General features: G+C 36.1%; 16 protein-coding genes. 12 read left to right on the top strand and 4 right to left on the bottom strand.

The features are described from left to right. Positions 1–16 precede the first annotated feature (16 nt). From A8L32_RS04480 to A8L32_RS04470, 3 genes are all read right to left on the bottom strand, one after another. Positions 17–757 carry an HvfC/BufC N-terminal domain-containing protein gene (locus A8L32_RS04480; RefSeq protein WP_066628026.1) on the bottom strand — a complete coding sequence of 247 codons (741 nt, stop codon included), beginning with the start codon at positions 755–757 and terminating at the stop codon, positions 17–19. Beyond that, the gene (locus tag A8L32_RS04475) at positions 747–1,574 is read right to left on the bottom strand and encodes an HvfB family MNIO-type RiPP peptide maturase (RefSeq protein ID WP_066628023.1); all 828 of its coding nucleotides are present in this window, start codon (positions 1,572–1,574) and stop codon (positions 747–749) included. The genes A8L32_RS04480 and A8L32_RS04475 overlap by 11 nt, the downstream gene beginning before the upstream one ends. Positions 1,575–1,766: 192 nt before the next feature. Beyond that, positions 1,767–2,195: a hypothetical protein gene (locus A8L32_RS04470; RefSeq protein ID WP_066628020.1), complete on the bottom strand. Its 429-nt coding sequence runs from the start codon at positions 2,193–2,195 to the stop codon at positions 1,767–1,769. A 317-nt stretch (positions 2,196–2,512) separates the two neighbouring features. Between A8L32_RS04470 and A8L32_RS04465 the strand changes: the two genes are divergently transcribed. From A8L32_RS04465 to ppdK, 4 genes are all read left to right on the top strand, one after another. Next, positions 2,513–3,439: a DMT family transporter gene (locus A8L32_RS04465; protein WP_066628017.1), complete on the top strand. Its 927-nt coding sequence runs from the start codon at positions 2,513–2,515 to the stop codon at positions 3,437–3,439. A gap of 33 nt (positions 3,440–3,472) precedes the next feature. After that, positions 3,473–4,615, top strand: a complete 1,143-nt coding sequence (locus A8L32_RS04460; RefSeq protein WP_066628014.1) for an MFS transporter — start codon at positions 3,473–3,475, stop codon at positions 4,613–4,615. Positions 4,616–4,709: 94 nt separating this feature from the next. Further along, positions 4,710–5,717, top strand: coding sequence for a dihydroorotate dehydrogenase-like protein (locus tag A8L32_RS04455; protein WP_066628011.1), 1,008 nt, complete (start codon positions 4,710–4,712; stop codon positions 5,715–5,717). 306 nt (positions 5,718–6,023) lie between these two features. Beyond that, positions 6,024–8,738 (top strand): pyruvate, phosphate dikinase, encoded by a 2,715-nt coding sequence (gene ppdK, locus A8L32_RS04450; RefSeq protein ID WP_066628009.1) that lies wholly within the window; start codon positions 6,024–6,026, stop codon positions 8,736–8,738. A 154-nt stretch (positions 8,739–8,892) separates the two neighbouring features. Here ppdK and A8L32_RS04445 read toward each other — a convergent pair whose 3' ends face one another. After that, positions 8,893–10,077, bottom strand: a complete 1,185-nt coding sequence (locus A8L32_RS04445) for a response regulator (RefSeq protein WP_066628007.1) — start codon at positions 10,075–10,077, stop codon at positions 8,893–8,895. A 304-nt stretch (positions 10,078–10,381) separates the two neighbouring features. On the opposite strand from A8L32_RS04445, the gene rsgA reads away from it, so the two are divergent. From rsgA to A8L32_RS04405, 8 genes are all read left to right on the top strand, one after another. Next, the gene (gene rsgA / locus A8L32_RS04440) at positions 10,382–11,446 is read left to right on the top strand and encodes a ribosome small subunit-dependent GTPase A (RefSeq protein WP_066628006.1); all 1,065 of its coding nucleotides are present in this window, start codon (positions 10,382–10,384) and stop codon (positions 11,444–11,446) included. 325 nt (positions 11,447–11,771) lie between these two features. Next, the gene (locus A8L32_RS04435) at positions 11,772–14,309 is read left to right on the top strand and encodes an endonuclease MutS2 (protein ID WP_066627997.1); all 2,538 of its coding nucleotides are present in this window, start codon (positions 11,772–11,774) and stop codon (positions 14,307–14,309) included. Between the two features lie 11 nt (positions 14,310–14,320). Continuing rightward, on the top strand, positions 14,321–15,034 hold the full coding sequence (locus A8L32_RS04430) for a sulfite exporter TauE/SafE family protein (protein ID WP_066627993.1): 714 nt from the start codon (positions 14,321–14,323) through the stop codon (positions 15,032–15,034). A gap of 87 nt (positions 15,035–15,121) precedes the next feature. Further along, complete coding sequence (locus A8L32_RS04425; RefSeq protein WP_083631182.1) at positions 15,122–16,294, top strand: carbohydrate-binding family 9-like protein; 1,173 nt, start codon at positions 15,122–15,124, stop codon at positions 16,292–16,294. Between the two features lie 22 nt (positions 16,295–16,316). Continuing rightward, positions 16,317–16,778, top strand: a complete 462-nt coding sequence (locus A8L32_RS04420) for a DUF4348 domain-containing protein (RefSeq protein ID WP_066627988.1) — start codon at positions 16,317–16,319, stop codon at positions 16,776–16,778. 263 nt (positions 16,779–17,041) lie between these two features. Then, the gene (locus tag A8L32_RS04415) at positions 17,042–18,151 is read left to right on the top strand and encodes an efflux RND transporter periplasmic adaptor subunit (RefSeq protein WP_066627985.1); all 1,110 of its coding nucleotides are present in this window, start codon (positions 17,042–17,044) and stop codon (positions 18,149–18,151) included. Positions 18,152–18,185: 34 nt separating this feature from the next. Next, positions 18,186–21,347 (top strand): efflux RND transporter permease subunit, encoded by a 3,162-nt coding sequence (locus A8L32_RS04410; protein ID WP_066627983.1) that lies wholly within the window; start codon positions 18,186–18,188, stop codon positions 21,345–21,347. A 75-nt stretch (positions 21,348–21,422) separates the two neighbouring features. Then, positions 21,423–22,742, top strand: a complete 1,320-nt coding sequence (locus A8L32_RS04405) for a TolC family protein (protein WP_066627981.1) — start codon at positions 21,423–21,425, stop codon at positions 22,740–22,742. The last annotated feature ends 24 nt before the right edge of the window (positions 22,743–22,766 follow it).

Below are 22,766 nucleotides of genomic sequence, written 5' to 3'. Positions count from 1 at the left end.
GTTTATTCTCTAAACATTAGGCTATTTTAGATAACAAAGCACCTTTTTTTCTTAAGTCAGAGAAAAAGGTTTTCAAGTGATTTTGTAGGGTTTTCATATCGTTAAGTCCAAAAACAGCAGAAATAATTGGTAACAAATCATCTAAGGTAAGTGGGGTTTCATATAATTTCTCCAATACAAATACGTGGAGAGCTGAAATATTTAAAAACTGAACTCCGTCTGTTTCTCTATTTCTAAAAATATAAATAAACCAATCCCCTTTTTTATCTTGTGCATCATCGCCATTAAATATATGAACCGGATAATCTAAATGTAATAACTGATATTCTGGAGTAAGCAACAACACTTCACCTCTAGCTTCTACTGCAGGCCATTCTTTATCCATCATGGTATGCACTTCTATTTCTACCCATTCAACCAATAACAAGTTGTTTAAAGCAGGTTTATTAAAGGTAGCAGCATATTTATTCTGAGTTACAAACTCCATAAATTCTTTAGGTAATTCCCAAATCTTGGGGCTTTGAGCATCATGCATTTCAAAAAAGTCATTCACTAATTTTAACCATTCATCATCACTTAGCCATTCAAGCGTAATAGGGTAGGCTGTTTCGAGGGTGTTTTTTACATTGCTAAAAACTAATCTTCTGTAATGCTTTACACGCTCCTGCGAAACTTTTTCTATTTCCTGTTCCTGGCCTGTTCTGCAATAACTTGCCAACTGTGTTTGTATATCAATGGTGCTTTTGTTAAGATACATGATTTACCTCCCAAGCTTTATGTGTTATACTTTTTAACTGACCGAACTCTTCCACAATTGCATCAAAATTTTCAAAATTAAAATCGCGTTCCAACAGAACAGGTACTGGATTCATTTTACGAAGAGTAGAATCAAACAACTCATACACTGGGTCAATGATTGGCTGACCATGGGTATCAATAATTAAATCATCACTTACCTTTTCGTGCCCAGCCATATGTATATATGAAACTTTATCTAAAGGCATTTTATTGATAAAATCGATAGCATCGTAACCATGATTAAAAGCATTTACATATACATTATTAACATCGAGTAATAATTCACAATCTGCTTCTTCAACAATGGCTTTAACAAATGTAGCCTCATCCATTTCTGCACCTGGAGTTACATAATAGGATACATTTTCAATCGCTATTTTACGTTCTAATATTTCCTGAACTTCTTTTATACGCGATACGATATGCTTAATGGCATCATCGCGAAATGGCACCGGCAAGAGATCGTACAAATGTGCGTTTTTACTCTTTGTATAGGATAAATGCTCGGAATAAATACTTACTTGGTATTCTTTTAAAAACTGCTTTAAATCCTTTAGAAAATGATAATCCAATGCTTCAGGACTACCAATAGATAAGGAAAGTCCGTGACAAGTAATCGGGTAACGTTCAGCCGCTTTGTCTAGCACTTTTTTCCAATAGCCCCCCATGCCCATCCAATTTTCGGGAGCAAACTCTATAAAATCGGGCGTAAAGCTTTCATTCTCTAAAAACTCATCTGCAATATCGCGCCTAAAACCTAATCCTACCTTACCCATACATAAAACAGTCACAAATCAATAAAAGAGCTGTTGTTCAAATTCTGAAAAGATATGCTCAACTCAAGAATCAAAAACTACACAAATACAACATCTTTCTCATACTCAAACAACAGCCTAACACACAACTTAACCGAATACGGGCTACCTATAACCTACTTCACAAATCTTCCTTAGGTAGCCCTAAACAAACTATTTACCTCCACCACAAGTACTTTCTCCACACTTGGCTTCGCTAGTTTTACTTTTACTTTCTTTTTTAGCTTCTTTGGTAGCTTCCTTTTTACCTTTCTCGCCGCACTTAGCTTCACCACATTTGGCCTCCGAAGTCTTTTCTTTGGTTTCTGATTTCTTAGCTTCCTTAGTACCTTCTTTCTTGGCTTTTTCTCCACACTTGCCTTCTCCACATTTATTCTCTCCCAGTAAAAAATCCTCACTATTTAAGTTTTGAACATCAATAGGAGAACCATATTGCTCCAACAGTTCAGCTCTTAGTTCGGCACCACTTCCCATTGTATCGTAATTAAATAAATCTGTTGAATTAGCCATAGCTGGCATTGCCCCAGCAATCATTCCACTTATAACAACTCCTTTTAGGATACTTTTTCTTTCTAATTTCATCGCAACTATATTTAAAGATTAATAGACTCTTTTATCTTATTTGATGATATAGACGCAAGTCTTTCTAATTCCTTACAGTTTTTACCTACTTTATTTAAACAAATTCAGAAATCATAGTAAATCTATCTTTGATATTGTGGGTCTTTTATTTTACAAATCATAGTAAATAGCTTTCTTTGCAAAGAATTTTCAAAACACTTCTTGCTTTGATTTTCTAACCTTCAGATATAAACCTTACAACACCTTTTTTGGGGTATTATTTCTTTCAGAGGATGTATTGTTGGTCAGATGAACACATTACTTATTTACATTTTATCATGAGAAAAATATTTTCGCATACATATACTTTAGCTATTATTGCTTGTTTACTTTGGTCAACTGCCTTTGCCGGCATAAAAATTGGTTTGGAATACACTACACCATTGCAGTTTGCGGGCTTAAGGTTTTTCATTGCTGGATTATTAATCATCCCTTTAACTAAAAACTTAAAAACATTTGTAAACGCCATCAAAACAAACCCTTGGTTGATTTTGCGTGTTTCACTATTCCAAACTATCATATTGTATAGTCTTTTTTATACTGGATTAAGTATGGTTCCTGGAGCTATAGCAGCCATCTTAATTGGTTCTCAGCCCTTGTTTGCTGCATTGGTTTCATCGGCCATGCAAAAAAACGACAAGCTATCGTTCATGAAATTATTCACCATCTCTTTAGGTATTGGAGGAATTGTATTAATAGCCTACAATAAAGGCTGGGACGACAAACAAGGTAGCCAACAATTAATAGGTATGGGAATTTTGGTATTGGCCAATATTTCATCCGGAATTGGAAATGTATTTGTTGCCAAACAAAAAGGACAATTACCTTCAACCGTATTAAGTGCTTGGCAAATGAGCATTGGAGGTTTGGTATTATTTTTAATCTCGCTTTACTCTCAACCCTTTACTGGTTTTAATCAACCTTTGCCCTATTTCTTATCCTTAGGTTGGCTAAGCTTTTTATCGGCTGCTGCCTTTACCATCTGGTTTATGTTATTGCAGCGTCCCAACGTTTTAGTGTCAGATTTAAACATTTGGAAATTCATCATACCTATATTTGGAGCTTTATTAAGCTGGATATTACTTCCTGATGAACAACCTGAATTAATTCCTATTGTAGGAATGATAATCATCGGCATTTCCCTGATTTTGTATAGCCTTGCCAACAAAAGAGCAGCAAAGAAAAAGTCAAAACAACTTCAATAACCAACAACCAAAATCCAACAAACGATCAATTACATGTATAAAGAATTAAGAAAAAACCCTATGTATACCTATCTGCTATTGTTATCTATAACAATAGTGGCTGGTTTACAAGCATGGCGTACCATCTTTAATAATTTTGCGGTTGACGAAGTGGGTATCAGTGGATTTCAGATTGGAGTTATTCAGTCCGTAAGAGAAATCCCTGGGTTCATGGCACTTTTAGTAGTGTACTTAATTCTTATCATCAAAGAACATAAAATTGCAGCATTATCTGTTTTGGTAATGGGAGTTGGCGTATGCTTAACAGGTTTCTTTCCTTCATTTGGAGGGCTTATATTTACTACCCTTATCATGTCTTTAGGGTTTCATTATTTCGAGACCATCAACAAAAGCCTAACCCTACAGTACTTTACAAAAAAACAGGTTCCAATAGTTCTAGGCCGCATAAAGAGTTTTGGTGCAATAACCAATATTATAGTAGGTGGATTAATTTGGGTTTTAACCAAGTACTTTAATCTGTCGGATATATTTTTACTATTCGGATTATTAATCATATTAAGCGGACTATACGCGCTAACCCGAAATCCCGTTGATAAATCGATACCAGCACAAAGCAAGCGCATGGTGCTTAAAAAGAAGTATTGGCTATTTTATACCTTAAACTTTTTAAGTGGAGCTCGTAGGCAGATTTTTGTCGCTTTTGCCGTTTTTATGCTAGTTGAAAAGTTCGAATATAAAGTTGAAACTATAGCTATTCTTTTTATCATTAATAATGTAATAACATACTTTGTAGCTCCTTTAATCGCTAAGGCTATTAATAAATATGGAGAAAAGTGGGTCCTATCCATTGAGTATATCTCATTAATTGGAATTTTTATCGCCTATGCTTTAGTAAAGGACAAAACTCTGGTGGCAGTGTTGTATGTGCTTGACCATATCTTTTTTGGCGCAGCCATGGCAGTTAATACATACTTTCATAAAATTGGTAATAAAGAAGATATAGCACCATCCATGGCCGTAGGTTTTACCATCAACCATATTTCTGCCGTTATCATTCCTGTAGTTGGCGGAGCCCTTTGGATGATTGATTCCAGAATACCTTTTTTTGCTGGTGCCCTGATTGCCTTAGTATCCTTGTTTTTTGTACAAAAGATTAAAATCCCATCACAAAATTAAAGTCTATATTTTGCCATAATTATATTTTGCCATAAACATTTTAATAGCTAAGATGTTATAAATTCATGATATAACCCCTTAATAATAACTTACCATGGATTTAAAAACAACCTACATGGGGATTGAATTAAAAAATCCCATTATAGTTGGAGCATGCAATTTAGTAACCAATGTAAATATGGCGCAAAAGCTCGAAGAAGCCGGTGCTGCAGCCATCGTTTTCAAATCGCTTTTTGAAGAACAGATTCATTTAGAAGCAGCTGAATTAGATGAAGATTTGCATGAATTCGACGAGCGAAATGCCGAAATGACTTCCTTATTTCCCCAAGTGGAACATAGTGGACCTAAAGCACACTTAATTGCCCTGAAAAAGGTTGTTGATGCTGTTTCCATTCCTGTATTTGCAAGTTTAAATTGCCTATACGATGTAAGTTGGGTAGAATATGCTAAATATCTTGAAGAAACAGGCGTTGCTGGTATCGAATTAAACTTCTATCATACCATTTCTGAAGAGCAAAAAAGCTCGGCCGAAATAGAACATGAACAGGTAGAAGCTTTGAATAAAGTAAAAACCGCTTTAAGCATTCCTGTAAGTGTAAAACTAAGTCCATATTATTCAAATACACTTAACGTTATTCGTGAGTTTGATGCAGTAGGTGCAGATGCATTTATTTTATTTAATCGTCTTTTCCAACCAGATATTGATACGGAAAATGAGGAGCTAAAAATGCCTTATAACTTAAGTAGTAAAAATGATAATAGAATTGCATTGAGATATACAGGTCTTGTGTCTGGAACTGTGAAAGGATCCTTATGTGCCAATAATGGTATTCATGATACAGAAGATCTTATTTCTGTGTTGTTAGCTGGTGCCGATGCTGCACAAATTGTTAGTACTATCTATAAAAATGGATTAGTACAAATTACTACCATGCTCGAAGATTTAGCTGTTTGGATGAAAAACAAAGGCTACAATAATCTATCAGAGTTTAAAGGAAAATTATCTAAAAATAATTTGAAAGAGCCTTTCGCATACAAGAGAGCACAGTACGTTGACTATCTGATGAAATCAAAAGAAATAATAAAACAATATTCGGTGTAGTATTTTAAAATTGAGTAATACTTTAAAAGGTCAATCATTTATTTGGTTGACCTTTTTTATTGGCCTAAACATATCTTTATCATAAATGTCATCACTTTACACATTATGTAAATCTAAAAAACTAGTAAAAATCATATTTCTCTTATACCACCTACTACACAAGAAAAGTAGCTGTTTTATTATATCAGTTTCAAAATACTCAATTATCAAAATATTTTAATTCTCAAAAAAAATCGCTTACTTTAATAGCACAGTTAATGAATTATCCCAAAATTCACATTTTCTAACTTATAAAATTCCTTAATTATGGCTGTAAAAAGAGTTTATACCTTCGGAAACGGACAAGCAGAAGGAAAGGCTGACATGAAGAATCTCCTTGGAGGTAAAGGAGCGAATTTAGCCGAAATGAATCTAATTGGTGTGCCTGTGCCTCCAGGGTTCACTATAACTACTGATGTTTGTATTGAATACAACGATATAGGTAAAGATGCCGTTGTTGATCTTTTAAAATCCGATGTTGAAGCTGCAATTAAAAACATTGAGGCTTTAACGGAGACTTCTTTTGGTGATAAAACTAATCCATTGTTGGTTTCGGTGCGTTCGGGAGCTAGAGCTTCAATGCCTGGAATGATGGATACAGTGCTTAATTTAGGATTGAATGATGATTCGGTAGCGGGAATTGCTATTAAATCGGGTAACGAACGTTTTGCATGGGATTCTTACCGTCGTTTTGTACAAATGTACGGCGATGTTGTATTAGGTATGAAGCCTGAATCAAAAGAGGAGATAGATCCTTTTGAGCGTATAATGGAAGAAGTGAAAGAACAGAGGGGGGTAGATTTAGATACGGATTTAGAAGTTGAAGATTTAAAAGAACTAGTTAAACTATTTAAGGCAGCTGTTAAAGAGCAAACAGGTCATGGTTTCCCAGAAAGTGCATGGGAACAGTTATGGGGTGCGATAATGGCCGTATTTGATAGTTGGAATAATGATAGAGCTATACTATATCGTCGCATGGAAAGCATTCCTGACGAATGGGGAACTGCCGTAAACGTACAAGCCATGGTCTATGGTAATATGGGCGACAATTCAGCTACTGGAGTTGCCTTTACACGTGATGCTGGCACAGGCGAAAATGTGTTTAATGGCGAATATTTAATTAATGCACAGGGAGAAGATGTGGTAGCGGGTATTCGTACCCCTCAGCAAATTACCAAAGAAGGTTCTTTAAGATGGGCAGAACTGCAGGGCGTTTTGGAGGAAGATAGAGCTATGATGTATCCTTCGTTAGAGGAAGCCATGCCAGTTGTATATGGGGAACTAAACGCTGTACAAGACAAATTAGAGAAACACTATAAAGACATGCAAGACCTTGAGTTTACTGTTCAGGATGGTAAACTATGGTTATTACAAACACGTAACGGTAAGCGCACAGGTGCTGCCATGGTTAAGATAGCCATGGATTTATACCGAGAAAAGGTAATTGATGATAAGTTGGCTTTAATGCGTGTTGAGCCTAATAAATTGGATGAATTATTACATCCTGTATTTGATATGGATGCCATTGGTTCGGCCAATGAATTGGCTAAAGGACTTCCTGCTTCACCAGGTGCAGCTTCTGGTCAAATTATTTTCTTTGCGGATGAAGCCAACAAATACCCAGATACTATATTGGTTAGAATTGAAACTTCGCCAGAAGATTTAGAAGGGATGTTAGTGGCCAAAGGTATATTAACGGCACGTGGAGGTATGACCTCTCATGCTGCGGTAGTTGCTCGTGGTATGGGTAAATGCTGTGTATCGGGTGCAGGTGCTTTAAAAATAGATTACAAAGAGCGTGTTTTAAGAATTGGTGGTAACATCTATAAAGAAGGAGATTGGATTTCGTTAAACGGATCTACAGGTAAAGTATATGATGGTAGGGTAAAAACACGTCAACCAGATTTAGATGGAGACTTTGCTTCAATTATGGACTTCTCGGCTAAATACACTCGAATGAATGTGCGTACAAATGCCGATACGCCTAAAGATGCTAAAACAGCCAGAGAATTTGGAGCTGAAGGCATTGGACTCTGTAGGACAGAACATATGTTCTTTGAAGGAGAAAGAATTAAAACGGTACGAGAGATGATTCTTTCTTCTGATGAAAAAGGAAGAAGAGCTGCTTTAGACAAATTACTTCCGTTCCAACGCGAAGATTTTGAAGGTATTTTAGAAGCTATGAAAGGCTATGCTGTTACCATCCGTTTGTTAGATCCACCATTACATGAGTTCGTTCCGCATACCGAAGCTGCTCAGCAAGAAATGGCTAAAGAAATGGGTATCAGTCTTGCCGAAGTAAAAACTAAGGTTTCTGATTTATCCGAATTCAATCCAATGCTTGGTCACCGTGGTTGTCGTTTAGGTAATACCTATCCCGAAATCACCGAAATGCAAGCACGCGCTATTATTGAAGCTGCATTAAATTTAAAAGCGAAAGGTATTACCACAGTTCCTGAAATTATGGTTCCATTAATTGGAACAGTTGAGGAGCTAAAAATGCAATCGGATATTATACATCAAACAGCAGAAATTATTTTTGCAGAAAGAGGCGACAAAGTGGAATACATGGTTGGTACGATGATTGAAATTCCTCGTGCCGCATTAACTGCAGATAAAGTAGCAGAGGTAGCTGAGTTTTTCTCGTTTGGAACTAATGACCTTACACAAATGGCTTTTGGTTATTCTCGCGATGATGCCAACAAGTTTTTACCTATTTATCTTGAAAAAGGTATCCTGAAGCATGATCCTTTCCAAGTATTAGATCAAACAGGGGTTGGACAGTTGGTAGAAATGGGAACTCAAAGAGGTCGCTCTACAAAACCTGACCTAAAGGTAGGTATTTGTGGTGAGCATGGTGGAGAACCTAGTTCTGTTGAATTTTGTGATTCAGTAGGAATGAACTATGTTTCTTGTTCTCCTTTCAGAGTGCCTATTGCACGAGTTGCAGCAGCTCAGGCAAATATAAAAAAGAACGGTTAACACAGATTATAATTTACAACTCATGGGGCGGATCTTAAAGATTCGCCCTTTTTATTTAAGTCTAAACTAAGTTCTTAAAGTTAGTAACGTTAAGAGTCAAAAATCGATTCCTATAAACAGACATTCACTAGACGTTATAAGATTTAATGTACGCTTACCCTTTATATCTATAGCCCATTACCAGCACATCATCCACTTGCTCGTTATACCCTTTCCAATCCGAAAAATGCTTATTAATACGTTCTTCCTGTTCTTTCATATGTAAATAACTACCCGAAGCGAGTACTTCTTTAAAAGGCTTTAACATCATTTTCCTATTTGATTCTCCTCCAAACTGATCGGCATATCCATCCGAAGAAAGATAAATACAATCATTCTCTTTCAACTCAATTTTATGCTTAGTAAAAGGGGTTTGCGTTGGATATATACCTACTGGCATTCGGTCTCCCTTATACTCTATCAGTTCTCCGTCCCGAACTAAATACAGTGGTGAATTTGCACCTGAAAACACAGCCTCATTTTGTGCTTTATCAATAACAATAATGGAAGCATCTAATCCATCTGTAATTTCATCCTTTCCTTCCGCATTAAAAGTATCAATAATGATATAGCGTAACTGATTTAATATTTCATTAGGAGTATATTTATTTTCGATGTTAATCATTTCATTAATTAATGCCATGCTCATCATGCTCATTAAAGCTCCAGGCACACCATGACCTGTACAATCAGCTGCAACCAATAATACCTTATTATCAATTTCGTGTACCAAGTAAAAATCCCCGCTTACAATATCTCTCGGTTTATAAAACACAAAATACTCATCTAAAACTCTATCCATATAATCTTTATGTGGCAGAGTAGCTTGTTGAATTTTTTGCGCGTAATACATACTATCTGTAATCGTATCGTAAATATCCTCTATCGATTTAAGGTATAGAGCATTATTATCCAACGACTTTTTAAACTTAAGTTGATTGTTTACTCTAACGGTTAATTCATCTTCATGAAAAGGCTTACCTATAAAATCAACCGCACCAACATTAAACCCCTTCACCAAACTATCCGCATCATCCTGCGAGCTTAAAAAGATAACTGGAATATCTAATGTTAATGGATCTTTTTTTAATTCCATACACACCTCATACCCATCCATTCCTTTCATAACAATATCCAGCAATATGAGGTCAGGTTTTTTATCTTGCTTGGCCAATAAAAGTGCCTGATTGCCAGAAGTAGCCGCAATACAATTAAAATCACTCAGCGATTCTTTTAGCATCATGATATTAGACATGCTATCATCTACAATAAGTATTTTCTGGGGATCTGGTGTAAACATATGTTGCTTTGATAATTTGCTTTCAATTTAATGAAAATAGACTTCATATTACATATTTATACTAGAAGAAATAAGAATTTTGAGCTTATTTAAAATTAAACTACATTTGTGGTTCATGACAATAACTACTATTCATACTATTTCAATAGAGCACTTGTATTCGGTGTAACCGACAGGTGTCTTCCTTGTATTTGTTTTCAAAGCATTGCTTAATGCTTTGTGGCACCTGTCTATTTATTAAAATCTTATTTTTTTTTAATTTATACCATTGAATATTTCAAGGGTACTCTTATTGTTTTTAATAATGAATACGCATTTACATACAACATTATATAGTTTAGGATTTAATACTGAAATAGAAAAATCATTAAACAAAACAGATTGGCAAATTGGCCGAATAGTAGCTGAACACCGAGAACGATATATCGTAAATAATGGACAGCGAGAACTAGAAGGAGAAATTCTGGGCAATCTCAGATACTCAGCCAGTAGCAGATTAGATTTTCCTGCTGTGGGCGATTGGGTTTACATTTCGTCATTCGATGATAAAAAAGCACTTATCCACCAAGTAATACCAAGGCAAAACCTGTTAAAAAGACGAGCCATTGGTAAGGAAGGTGAACTACAAATAATTGCAACCAACATTGATTATGCATTTATTGTAGAAGCTGTTAATCGGGACTTTAGCATCAATCGGTTTGAACGTTATATTACGATTTGTCGAGAGGACAATATTGAACCTATTTTAGTTTTAAATAAAACTGATTTAATTACCAATGAAGAACTTTCTTCCTTAATTCATCAGATTAAAGAAAGGATACCTGAAGTAGATTTACACACAATAAGCTGTGCGCATCACTCAGGTTTAAATTCCATCCGGGAATCTATTACCAAAGGTAAAACCTATTGCTTTTTAGGGTCATCTGGCGTAGGGAAATCAACCATTATTAACACCTTACATCAGGATGAATTGATGGAGGTTGGCGAAATAAGCGAAAGTATAGATAGAGGTAAACATACCACTTCGCACCGTCAGTTGGTTGTGTTAAAAGATGGAGGAATAGTTATCGATAATCCAGGCATGAGAGAAGTAGGTTTGGCAGACTCTGCACATGGTTTAAATACTAGTTTTAAAAGCATCGCTGAATTATCATACGACTGTAGATTTTCGGATTGTACACATATGCATGAAAAAGGCTGTGCTGTTTTACAAGCACTCGAAGATGGTGAACTAAACGAAGATAGTTATCAAAACTATTTAAAACTAAGGCGCGAAAAAGAGCATTACGAAGATAGTGAAGTTCAGAAACGACGGAAAGGAAAAAACCTTGCTAAGATGATTAAAGAGGTAAAGAAGCGGAAAGGTTAAATTCCTTAAATAGTACTTGTCCCAAAAGTCTAGTTTCTTCGTTACGTCCTTTTTGAAAACAGTCATTTACAAAAGTAAACTCCTTGACTTTCAAAAAGGACAAGCCTTGAACTAAGGCTTGTCGAATCAAGTACTTGGAAAAATAAAGGTTAACTTGTTTTAAGGAGAATTTTTGAAGGAATTAACAAAGCATTTGGTGTTTTCTCACAAAGACAAGTTAATCTTTTATTGAAGCGTTAATAATCCGTCACAGCGCCATTTATTTTATTATTTTTGCCCCTTGTAAAGTCAATGGGCATATACATTACTTTTAAAGAAATTACAATTGATATATCCAGAGTTTTTTGAAGAGAAAATCCGATTTAATCGGGTTCGAGAATTAATTAAAGAGCAGTGTTTAAGCTCTATGGGAAAGGAACGTGTAGACGGCATGCGATTTGTGACTTTACACGATGTGATTCGTCGTTGGGTGAATCAAACCAATGAATTTAAGCGAATTTGCGTGGAGGAATCTTCATTTCCTACCAGTTATTATATAGATGTAAGAGGTCCTTTAAACAGAATTAGAGTGGAAGGCCTCTACTTGGAAGAAAGGGAAATGTTTGACTTGCGCCGTTCATTGTTATCGGTAAAAGATATCGTTCGCTTTTTTAAGAATAAAGAGGAGCAGAACGTATATCCTCATCTAAGAGAGATTGCCTCCAAAGTGATGGTCTATCCATATATTTTCGATCGCATTGATGCCATACTTAATAAGTTTGGAAAGATTAAAGATAGTGCCTCGCCAGAGTTAGCTCGCATCAGAACCGACATGGTGAAAAAGCAGGGTAGCGTTTCTCGAAAGATGGCTAGCATATTAAACCATGCTCGTAAAGAAGGTTTAGTGGAAGCCGAAACCAACGTAGCTATTCGCGATGGACGTGCAGTAATTCCTGTACCTGCAGGTAACAAACGTAAATTAAACGGTATTATTCATGATGAATCAGCTACGGGTAAAACATCATTTATTGAGCCTACCGAAATTGTTGAAATCAACAACGAGATTCGTGAATTAGAATATGCTGAGAAACGAGAAATCAATAGAATACTAGTTGCTTTTTCAGATGGTATCAGACCTTATTTAGACGATCTAGTTTTCTCTTATGAGTTTTTAGGCATTATGGATTTTATCAGAGCCAAAGCTAAATTTGCTTTGCAGATAAATGCATGCTTGCCCGATATGGTTACTCATCCTGAGGTAAACTGGGAAGACGCAACCCACCCCCTACTCTACTTGCAGCATGCAGCAGAAGGTAAAGCAGTGGTGCCCTTAAATATTCAACTGAATAAAGAACAGCGAATTGTATTAATATCTGGCCCCAATGCGGGAGGTAAATCGGTTTGTTTACAAACCGTTGGTTTGGTTCAATATATGTTTCAGTGTGGTTTGCTGGTTCCTATGGACGAACGCAGTACCATGGGTATTTACAACCACATTTTTATTGATATTGGCGATCAGCAATCCATCGAAAATGACTTAAGTACCTATAGTTCGCATTTGCTAAACATGAAGTACTTTTTAAAGAATGGTACGCCTGAAACTTTAATATTGATTGATGAATTCGGTACAGGTACCGAACCTGCTTTGGGTGGTGCCATAGCCGAATCGGTATTAAAGGAGTTTAATGCCATGAAATTAAATGGAGTTATCACTACGCATTATACCAATCTGAAGCATTATGCATCAGGTGTAGAGGGCATTGAAAACGGTGCTATGCAGTTTGATACGCATCAAATCAAACCACTCTTTAAGCTATTAATCGGACAGCCAGGAAGTTCATTTGCTTTTGAAATTGCTCGCAAAATTGGATTACCCGAAGGTTTGTTAGATAGTGCCAAAGCAGAAATTGGTGAAGATCATATTAATTTCGACAAACACCTTCGTGAGATTGCTCGTGATAAAAGGTATTGGGAGAATAAGCGAGATAATATTCGTCGTAAAGACAAACAGTTAGAAGATGTTTATGAAAAATATTTGTCTCAATTAGAGAGCAGCAAAAAAGAGCGCAATAAGATTGTTGAGAAAGCGCAAAAGGAAGCTGAAGAGTTGATGGCTAATGCGAACAAGCGCATTGAAAGAACCATTAGAGAAATTAAGGAAAGTCAGGCAGAAAAGGAAAGAACTAAAAAAGCCCGTGCATCCTTAAGCAACTTTAAAGAAAAGTTAGAAAATCAAGACGATAAGCAAAAGCATAAAATTGAGCGAGAAATTGAGCGCATAAAAAACAGGAAAAAAAGAAAAGGCGAAAAGCAAGAACAAGAAGAGTTTTCGGAATCCAACGATAATGTAAAGGCTAATGCTCCAGTTAAAAAACAGGTTAAGAAAACCAAAGTTGTTGATGATGGCATTATTCGTAAAGGCGATAAAGTAAAGCTAGAAGGACAGTCTTTGCCTGGTGAGGTGATGCAGATAAATGGTAAAAATGCGCAAGTAGCTTTTGGTCATTTGGTCACCAATGTTAAGGTATCTAGATTAGAAAAAATTAGTAATAATCAGGTAAAACAGGCTATGCGCTCGTTAAACCAGCCTAGTTTAGGTGCTAATTTAGCAGAGACAGTTAGACAAAGAAAGCTTACCTTTAAGGCAGACATTGATGTAAGAGGGCAACGTGCCGACGAAGCTATTCAAATTGTTACCAACCATATTGATGATGCAGTCATGTGCGAAGTGGGTAGCATAAAGATACTTCACGGTAAAGGTAACGGTATACTTAGGCAGATGCTTCGCGAAATGCTGAACACCATGCCTCACATTAAAAGTTTTAGAGATGAGCACATCCAGTATGGTGGAAGTGGCATCACAATTGTAGAGATTGACATCTAAAAAAAATAGGAATGACATTAGACATACAAGTTCTTATAACCACAGCCATATCAGCAGGCTTTATACATACCATTTTAGGGCCTGATCATTACCTGCCCTTTATTATGATAGGCAAAGCCCGCAACTGGAATATTACTAAAATTTTGTCCTTGACATTTATATGTGGTTTGGGGCATGTTTTAAGCTCAGTTGTATTGGGGTTAATTGGCGTATTTTTTGGCGTTGGACTTGAAAAACTAAATTTGATTGAAGCCACAAGAGGTAACTTAGCCGCTTGGGCTTTAATCGCATTTGGATTAATGTATAGCATTTGGGGATTAAGGAAAGTATATAAAAACAAGAAACACACCCATGCTCACCTGCACAGTTGTGGAGTTGTGCATAGTCACGAACATAATCACCAAAGCGATCATTCACATGTTCATGCACAGGCAGAAGGTAAAAAGATAACACCTTGGGTACTATTTATCATTTTTGTGCTTGGCCCTTGCGAAGTACTCATTCCTTTATTAATGTATCCTGCAGCTCAAACAAGTACCTCGGGCATGCTAATGGTTACCCTTGCTTTTGGAGTTTCAACGCTATTGGCCATGATGATTTCAGTGACTATTGGTACATTTGGCTTTTCATTTATACCTGTAAAAAAAATAGGCTTGTATACCCATGTAATTGCAGGTAGCATGATTTTTTTATCTGGCTTAGCCATTCAAATTTTAGGAATTTAATAATTAGTTTCTAAAACTATTTTGGCGAATGAACAGATTCAGCCAACAATTATTTTTTATTTTAATAAGCACCCCTAGATAATTTGCATGGAACAAAGAATACATGTAAATTGTATCTACCACTCACGTACTTTAATGTATAAAAAAGCAACATATCATTTACTCATATTTCTTGTATTGGCGGTTCTGGCAGGATGCAACGACGCTCCTGAAACCGACCATAAAAGAAACCAATTTGGGCTGCCCAATTGTCCCGATTATTGTATTCCGAAAATTTATAATGTGAATACTATGAATACCATCCCCAACATAGATGGAATTATTAATGATAATGAATGGCAAAATATTGATTGGAGCGAGCAGCTGGTTTCTGAGTTTAAAAATGGGAATACAGAACCGCAATTTTCCAGCAAATACAAACTGGGTATTAACAACGATACCTTATACTTTGCAGCCATTATTTACGACCAACATATTTGGAGCGTTAACGATATATGTCAGTCTTACTTTTTTGATGATAACTTTCTTGAGCTATTTATTGATGATGACAATACTGAGTTAGACTATGTAGTATTAAAGATGAATGCCCTAGGCAACCTTTGCGGAGAGTACAGAACATCTACGAATGAAAAACCTTTATTACGCTTCCCATTGTTAGATAATTCCCTTGCCAGATGTGCTGTGCATGTGGAAGGCACCTTGAATAACCCCAAAGACCTGGATAATTATTGGGCGGTGGAATGCGCCATACCCCTGAATTTACAGATTGAGGGTCATACTTTTTTAAAGCCCAATACGCAATGGAATACCAATGTAAGACGTTTGCATTGGCCTACTACAGTAGTTTCGGGCGTATATAAGAAAATGCTGAACCCAGAAACAGGTAAAAAATACGAAAGTGAAAAATGGGTATGGAGCTTTTTAAACGAAAACAGTATCCATAATCCTGAATTGTGGGGCGAATGGAACTTTAATGCGAATGGGCAGACTGCCGAACAAATAAACCTATTACAAAGTCAAAGGCGAATTAAATGGGAACTTAGAAATGTATATTATGCCCAGCAAATGCACCTTAAAAAGCATAAACGCTACGCTCGCAAATTAGCAGGACTTGAAGGTGTAGGTCTGGAGTCTTCGGAGTTCAGTTACAAAGTTAATATTGATGTAAAAAATGATACGTTTAAAGCTAGCATTAAAGGAGAAGGCCCCAACACTAACTACTTAATTAACCAAGAGGGTAAAATCTGGAAAGTGAGGTAGATAACTCATATAAACAATAGATATGAAAGCACATATTTTAATACTTGGAGTAATTCTTTTTTTCACTCTAAATGGTTTTAGAAATTCATTCTCACAGCATGATAAAAAGTTCAATAGATCTCCATTAACACCAATACAAGACTCAACATGTATGAGTTTTAATAACTTTCTAGAGTTGTTTAGCTCTGACTCTACATTCCAATTAAATCATATATTATTTCCTCTCAAGTTCACTTCAATCGATATGGAAGAAGATGAATTTATAGACCTAATTAAAAAGGAAGATTGGAAATTTCTACAATTGGGTAACAATTCAGAAACTAAAAACAGAAATACGAATTCTCATCAACAATCAATTGAACTTGGAGTAGATAAGGCAAAGATTTTAATCAGAGGAATAGATAATGGAATTAGTATAGACTTTGTTTTTGAGAAAAGAAATGGAAACTGGATTCTGATAGAATGGAATGATTACTCTATTTGAAATATAAACACCTATATAAGCCATTCAAGATAAACTCCAATTCATAAAGTAACGAATAAATAGCTATGTCTTCCAGATTGCCAGCTAAGTTCTTCAAACATTACACTATCTTAATTTCATTTAAAACTTTATCTCCTAAAAATCCAATTCAATAACACTATTACCTAGTTCACTCCTTTCATTTTTCATTTTGACCTTGAAATATTCACCTTTATTGTCGTTAATGAAACTTGAGCAAAAATTAAAACTTAAATATAATCACGATGAAAAAGAGATTAATTGCCATCGGAACTGCTGTATTAATTGTAGTTATGGCATTATTGATTGTTAAAGCTTTACCGGCCAAAAACAAAAAAAAGCAACCAAACACAGAAACAAAAGCCGCATTGGTTAAAGTTATTCAACCCAAAGTGGGCAATGTAGCATACAATGTAACTTCAACAGGTAAGATTACTGCAGCAGAACGACTTGTTATTTTTGCGCAGGTAGAAGGTCAACTACTCGAATCAGCTAAAACATTTAGAGAAGGTAAAAAATACAGCAAAGGCGATATCATGTTGGCCATTGATGCTGAAGAATACCGAATGACTTTACTTTCGCAAAAAAGTAATTTCATTACACTTATCACTTCAATATTACCCGATTTAAAGGCAGATTACCCTATTGCATACAAAAGCTGGCGTGCATATGTACTTGAATTAGATATCAATAAAAAACTTCCTGCCATGCCTAAGGCCAATGATGACCAGGAAAAATTTTACTTAAGTGGCAAAGGTGTTTATGCCAATTATTTTACCATTCAATCTTCGGAAGAACGTTTTTATAAATATACTATCAGAGCTCCATTCAATGGTATCGTTACCGCATCTCAAGCAGAAGCAGGAATGGCTGTGCGTTCAGGAACTGAACTGGGTGCATTCATTAACCCTTCGCTATACGATTTAGAGGTAACGCTCCCTTTGGCTGCTATGAAAGAAATAAAAATAGGTACCGAAACGAAGCTTAGCTCATCTGAAATGAGCGGTGAATGGAATGGGAAAGTGATTCGCATTGGAGGTGATATTGATGAGTTATCCCAAAGTGTAAAAGTATTTATTCGTACTTCTGGTCAGGAGTTAAAAGAAGGAATGTACTTAACTGCTCACATTGGTCTTGCTCCTTTTGAAAATGCAATGAGTATACCTCGAAAAATGATTGACGACAACAACCAAGTGTTTATTGTTGAAGATGGAAAATTAATACATCGTACAGTTAAAGTACTAATGAGACAGGGAGATATTGCCATTATTGAAGGTTTAGACAATGATGCAGCAGTATTGTCAACAGTGGTAAAAAATGCCTACGATGGCATGCCAGTTTCTATTAGCAATTAATACTGATCATTGACATTTGATACATACTTTAGCAATGAAAAAATTAATTACATACTTTATAAAGTTTCCATTGGCAGTAAATCTGATCATGGGAATGATAATAATATTTGGAGCTGTTGCATTGATCGGAATGCAAAGAAACTTCTTTCCGAATGTTGCTCAACGATTTATTTATGTAGATATCGTTCACCCAGGAGCCTCGCCTGAGGAGGTTGAAGAGGGCGCTATCTTAAAAATAGAAGAGAATATTAAAGGTCTTGAAAACATGGAACGCGTGACCTCCGTTTCGAGAGAAAATAGCGGAACAGTGACCATTGAAATGCTGAAGGGCACTGATATGGATGAAGCCTTGATTAAAGTAAAAAATGAGGTAGACAGAATATCGTCGTTTCCTGTGGCCATAGAATCTATTGTAACTTACAAGCACGATGATGTAAATAGGGCAATGACCTTTGTAATTACTGCCAAAGGTGATAAAAAAGCTTCTTTAAAACAGCTTAAAACTGCAGCTCGTCTGATTGAACGCGATCTATTAAAGATGCCCAGTGTTTCTAAAATTACATTGGGTGGATATCCCGATGAAGAGATTGCGATTTTACTAAACGAAAAGAAACTGGAGTCCTATCAAATTACTTTTAATGAAATAGCTCAAGCAGTATCTTCTACCAACCTGATTATGACGGGAGGAAGTGTAAAAGATGGTGAAGAAGAATTTTACATTAGGGTTAGAAATAGAGCTTACCAAAGCGAAGGCATCGAAGATATTGTTATTCGCACAACCAACAGCGGTGTTATTCGCTTAAAAGATGTGGCCCAGATTAAAGATATGTGGGAAGACAAACCTTCGCAAGTACTATTCAATAACAAACAAGCCGTTGTTTTCACCATTGAAAATACCTTTAACGAAGATATATTAAGCTCCACAGATGACATTAAGAAATACCTTGAGGAGTTTAATAGCGCGCAAGAATTATTTGTGGCAACGGTAAACAACGACATGAGTGTTACCTTAAATCAACGTATCGATTTACTGTTTAAAAATGGTTGGATGGGTATTTTATTGGTGTTGTTGTTCTTGTCGTTGTTTCTAAATCCACGATTGGCATTTTGGGTAGCTGTTGGTATCCCCATCTCTATTTTAGGGATGTTTATATTACTACCACTAACTAATGTTACCATTAATATGTTATCCCTTTTTGGTTTAATATTAGTGTTGGGTATATTAGTGGATGATGCCATTGTGGTAGCTGAAAATGTATACCGCCATTGGAACATGGGTAAAAAACCTATTAAAGCGGCCATTGACGGAACCATGGAGGTTACGCCTGCAGTTGTTTCAGGAGTAATTACTACCATGTTAGCCTTCTCGTCCTTTATATTTTTAGATGGAAGAATGGGAGACTTTTTTAGTGAAGTAGCTGTTATTGTCATCTTCATATTATTCGTTTCTCTAATAGAAGGATTAATTATTTTACCATCTCACCTGGCACACTCTAAAGCATTAACCAAAAACAATGGCTCGGCATGGAAAAAATATATGGGCTGGGCCGAACGATGGGTTATTGTTTTTGCCGATAGGTATTATCGTCCATTTATAAAATGGTCTATAAATAATCGTACCATAACATTGGCAGGATTTACGGCTGTATTTATTCTTTCCATAGGATTAGTAAAAGCAGGATTCGTTGGAACAACTTTTTTCCCTCAGGTAGAAGGAGACAATTTCACCATTAGTTTGGTAATGCCTTCAGGTACTGAAGATGAAATTACCCAAGAATCGCTTGATGTTATTTACAATGCTATTTGGGAAGTAAACGATGAATTAAAGGAAGAAGGCATTGAGGATGTAGACATTATTGATAAAGTATATCAACAATTTAAGGGTTCTGGGCATTCGGCAATGATACAGGTTCAGATGAAAGATTCTGAAACGAGAAACTCGCTTACCGGAACAGTCACCTCTATGATTAGAGAAAAAGTGGGTGTAATTCCTGGAGCAGAATCTTTATTAATTGAAGGCTTCTCTCCGTTTGGTAAGGCTTTTGTTTTAAGCTTAGTTGGTAACGATAATAAGGAACTTCAAGAGGTAAAAGAAGAGCTAAAACAAATATTAAAGAACAGACCTGAGTTTGCTGAAGTATCTGATGTTGCTCCTGTTGGAAACAGAGAGATTGAGATAGAATTAAAAGAGAAAGCGTATTTATTAGGCATTACATACCGCGATGTTATTACGCAAGTTCGTTACGCATTTTTTGGTAACGAAGCACAAAGAATACAACGTGGAAAAGATGAAGTTCGTGTTTGGGTTCGTTACGATATTGAAAATCGTCGTTCGATAGGTCAGCTCGAAAATATGAAAATACGTTTGGGCAATGGTAAAGCCTATCCGCTATCGGAATTAGCCACCTTAAAAACCGTGAACGGAATATCTAATGTTCGTCACCTTGAATTTGAGAAAGAAGTACAGATAGAAGCTAACTTAACCGACCCTGCTGCTTCCGTATCGGATATAATGGCCAATTTAAAAGTAGAGGTACTGGAAGATTTGTTATTAAAATATCCGAATATAAAACCTATTTACGATGGACAAAAGAGAGAGACGGATAAAGTAAAGAATTCCGCTCAAATAGTTATGCCTATTGTTTTAATACTGATGTTAGCTATTGTTATGCTTACCCTTCGTTCTGTAACGCAAAGTCTACTAGTATATGCCATGATTCCTTTGGCTTTAGTGGGTGTTATTGTAGGGCACTGGATTCATGGCATGAGCCTCAGTATTATGTCGGCCATGGGTATTATAGCCCTAATGGGTGTAATGATTAATGATAGTTTGGTATTAATTAATGCCCTCAACATTAACCTCAAGGAAGGCATGAAATATCAGGAAGCACTCGTTGATGCTGGTGTATCAAGATTACGCCCTATCCTATTAACCACTTTAACAACGGTGGTAGGTATGGCACCAATGGTGTTAGAAACCAGCATGCAAGCTAAGTTCTTAATTCCCGTTGCGCTATCCTTAGCATACGGTATGTTAATGGCTACCACAACAACCTTGGTATTACTACCTGTGATGTTAACCATTACCAACAATTCTAGAGTTAGCATTCTATCTTTAATTAAAGGAAGAAAAGTAACACATGAAGAAGTAGAGAATGCGATTAAAGAAATTCATTTTGAAGAAGAAAACGAATAAATAATAAGCTAGGTTCTAATACTAACTCCTGCTATTTATAGGAGCTAGTATTAAACTGGTTTTAATAACAAGAGCATGTTAAGAAAAACATTTATTATAATGGCTTTAAGCTTGATGGTTTTTCCATTACTTAAAGCTCAGCAGATAGAAGGCGAGCTTACGCTTGAAAAAGCTATTGGTGTTGCCATGACCAACAATTACGATTTAAAAATTGCAGAAAATCAATTGCAACAAGCCAAAAACAATAATACCATTGGTAATGCAGGTTTACTTCCATCGGTTTCCGTAAATGGAGGTGCCGACTATGACTTTACAGACTCGGAAAGTGAAAATAAAATTTGGGGAGTCATTAAAAATGAAGACGCCAGCTCAACTGGATACAACGGAAATGCCCGTATAGACTATGCGCTATTCGATGGTTTTGGCAATCGTTATAACTACAAAAAACTGCAACAAACCGACGAGCGTCAGCAGATACTTTTTAAGCAACAAATGGAAAATACAATGCTTAACGTGGTGCAGAGTTATTACACAGTATGTAGTGCACAACAAGTACTACGTTTAGCAAAAGCTTCAATGGAAATATCTAAAGAACGCTACCAAAAAGCATTGGATAGAAAAGTTTATGGTCAAGCAAACTCGTTAGCAGTACTAAATGCTGAAGTAGATATGAATACGGATAGCACCCGTATATTAAACGCAGAACAAAACTACGTTACAGCTATAAAAGATTTAAATGTGGTATTGGGAGCACCTGTTAATTCCACCTATAGCGTTAACGAAGATTTATCCTTTGAAAAGTTATTTACAAGCGAACAAGTGGTGGCTTCGGCCTTAACGCACAATACCTATTTACAGTCGCAATTAAAGCAAGAAGAAATTACAAGTCTGGATTTAAAACTGGCTCAAGCGGGCAAATACCCTACTATATCGGCTTACGGTCAATATGGGTATAACAGAACTGACTTTACTAATAACAATAGCATCTACTCGCAAAGCAATGGGGTAAACACAGGTTTATCTTTAAAGTTTAATGTATTTAACGGAGGGCAACAACGTACACGCGAGAAAAATGCGAAATTAAATATTTTGAGCGAACAGGAACGTACCTTGCAATTAAAGTCGGAACTGGAACGAGACGCGGCCAATGCTTATACCGACTATGCCTATAAAAAGCAAATTATTGAACTGGAAGAAAGAAGCATGGCTCAGGCCCGTTTAAATTTTGAGCAAACCCAAGAAATGTTTAAACTTGGTAGCGTAACATCTATTGAGTTTAGAACCGCTCAGCAAAACCTACTAAACGTAGCTTTTAATTATAACGATGCTCGCTTTAACGCCAAAGTAGCTGAGTTTAATTTATTACGAATTACAGGAGAGTTGGTTAAAAACTAATAGTTACCCTTAAACCCGCACAGA

It is taken from the genome of Labilibacter marinus (assembly GCF_001659685.2).
Taxonomy (GTDB): Bacteria; Bacteroidota; Bacteroidia; order Bacteroidales; family Marinilabiliaceae; genus Saccharicrinis; species Saccharicrinis marinus.
The sequence above is the reverse complement of the archived record's forward strand: the minus strand, read 5'-3'. Positions and strand labels throughout refer to the sequence as shown.

Coding starts and splice junctions, on each gene's coding strand:
- A8L32_RS04480 (WP_066628026.1), bottom strand. CDS start 757: ATGTATCTTAACAAAAGCACCATTGATATACAAACACAGTTGGCAAGT.
- A8L32_RS04475 (WP_066628023.1), bottom strand. CDS start 1,574: ATGGGTAAGGTAGGATTAGGTTTTAGGCGCGATATTGCAGATGAGTTT.
- A8L32_RS04470 (WP_066628020.1), bottom strand. CDS start 2,195: ATGAAATTAGAAAGAAAAAGTATCCTAAAAGGAGTTGTTATAAGTGGA.
- A8L32_RS04465 (WP_066628017.1), top strand. CDS start 2,513: ATGAGAAAAATATTTTCGCATACATATACTTTAGCTATTATTGCTTGT.
- A8L32_RS04460 (WP_066628014.1), top strand. CDS start 3,473: ATGTATAAAGAATTAAGAAAAAACCCTATGTATACCTATCTGCTATTG.
- A8L32_RS04455 (WP_066628011.1), top strand. CDS start 4,710: ATGGATTTAAAAACAACCTACATGGGGATTGAATTAAAAAATCCCATT.
- ppdK (WP_066628009.1), top strand. CDS start 6,024: ATGGCTGTAAAAAGAGTTTATACCTTCGGAAACGGACAAGCAGAAGGA.
- A8L32_RS04445 (WP_066628007.1), bottom strand. CDS start 10,077: ATGTTTACACCAGATCCCCAGAAAATACTTATTGTAGATGATAGCATG.
- rsgA (WP_066628006.1), top strand. CDS start 10,382: ATGAATACGCATTTACATACAACATTATATAGTTTAGGATTTAATACT.
- A8L32_RS04430 (WP_066627993.1), top strand. CDS start 14,321: ATGACATTAGACATACAAGTTCTTATAACCACAGCCATATCAGCAGGC.
- A8L32_RS04425 (WP_083631182.1), top strand. CDS start 15,122: ATGGAACAAAGAATACATGTAAATTGTATCTACCACTCACGTACTTTA.
- A8L32_RS04420 (WP_066627988.1), top strand. CDS start 16,317: ATGAAAGCACATATTTTAATACTTGGAGTAATTCTTTTTTTCACTCTA.
- A8L32_RS04415 (WP_066627985.1), top strand. CDS start 17,042: ATGAAAAAGAGATTAATTGCCATCGGAACTGCTGTATTAATTGTAGTT.
- A8L32_RS04410 (WP_066627983.1), top strand. CDS start 18,186: ATGAAAAAATTAATTACATACTTTATAAAGTTTCCATTGGCAGTAAAT.
- A8L32_RS04405 (WP_066627981.1), top strand. CDS start 21,423: ATGTTAAGAAAAACATTTATTATAATGGCTTTAAGCTTGATGGTTTTT.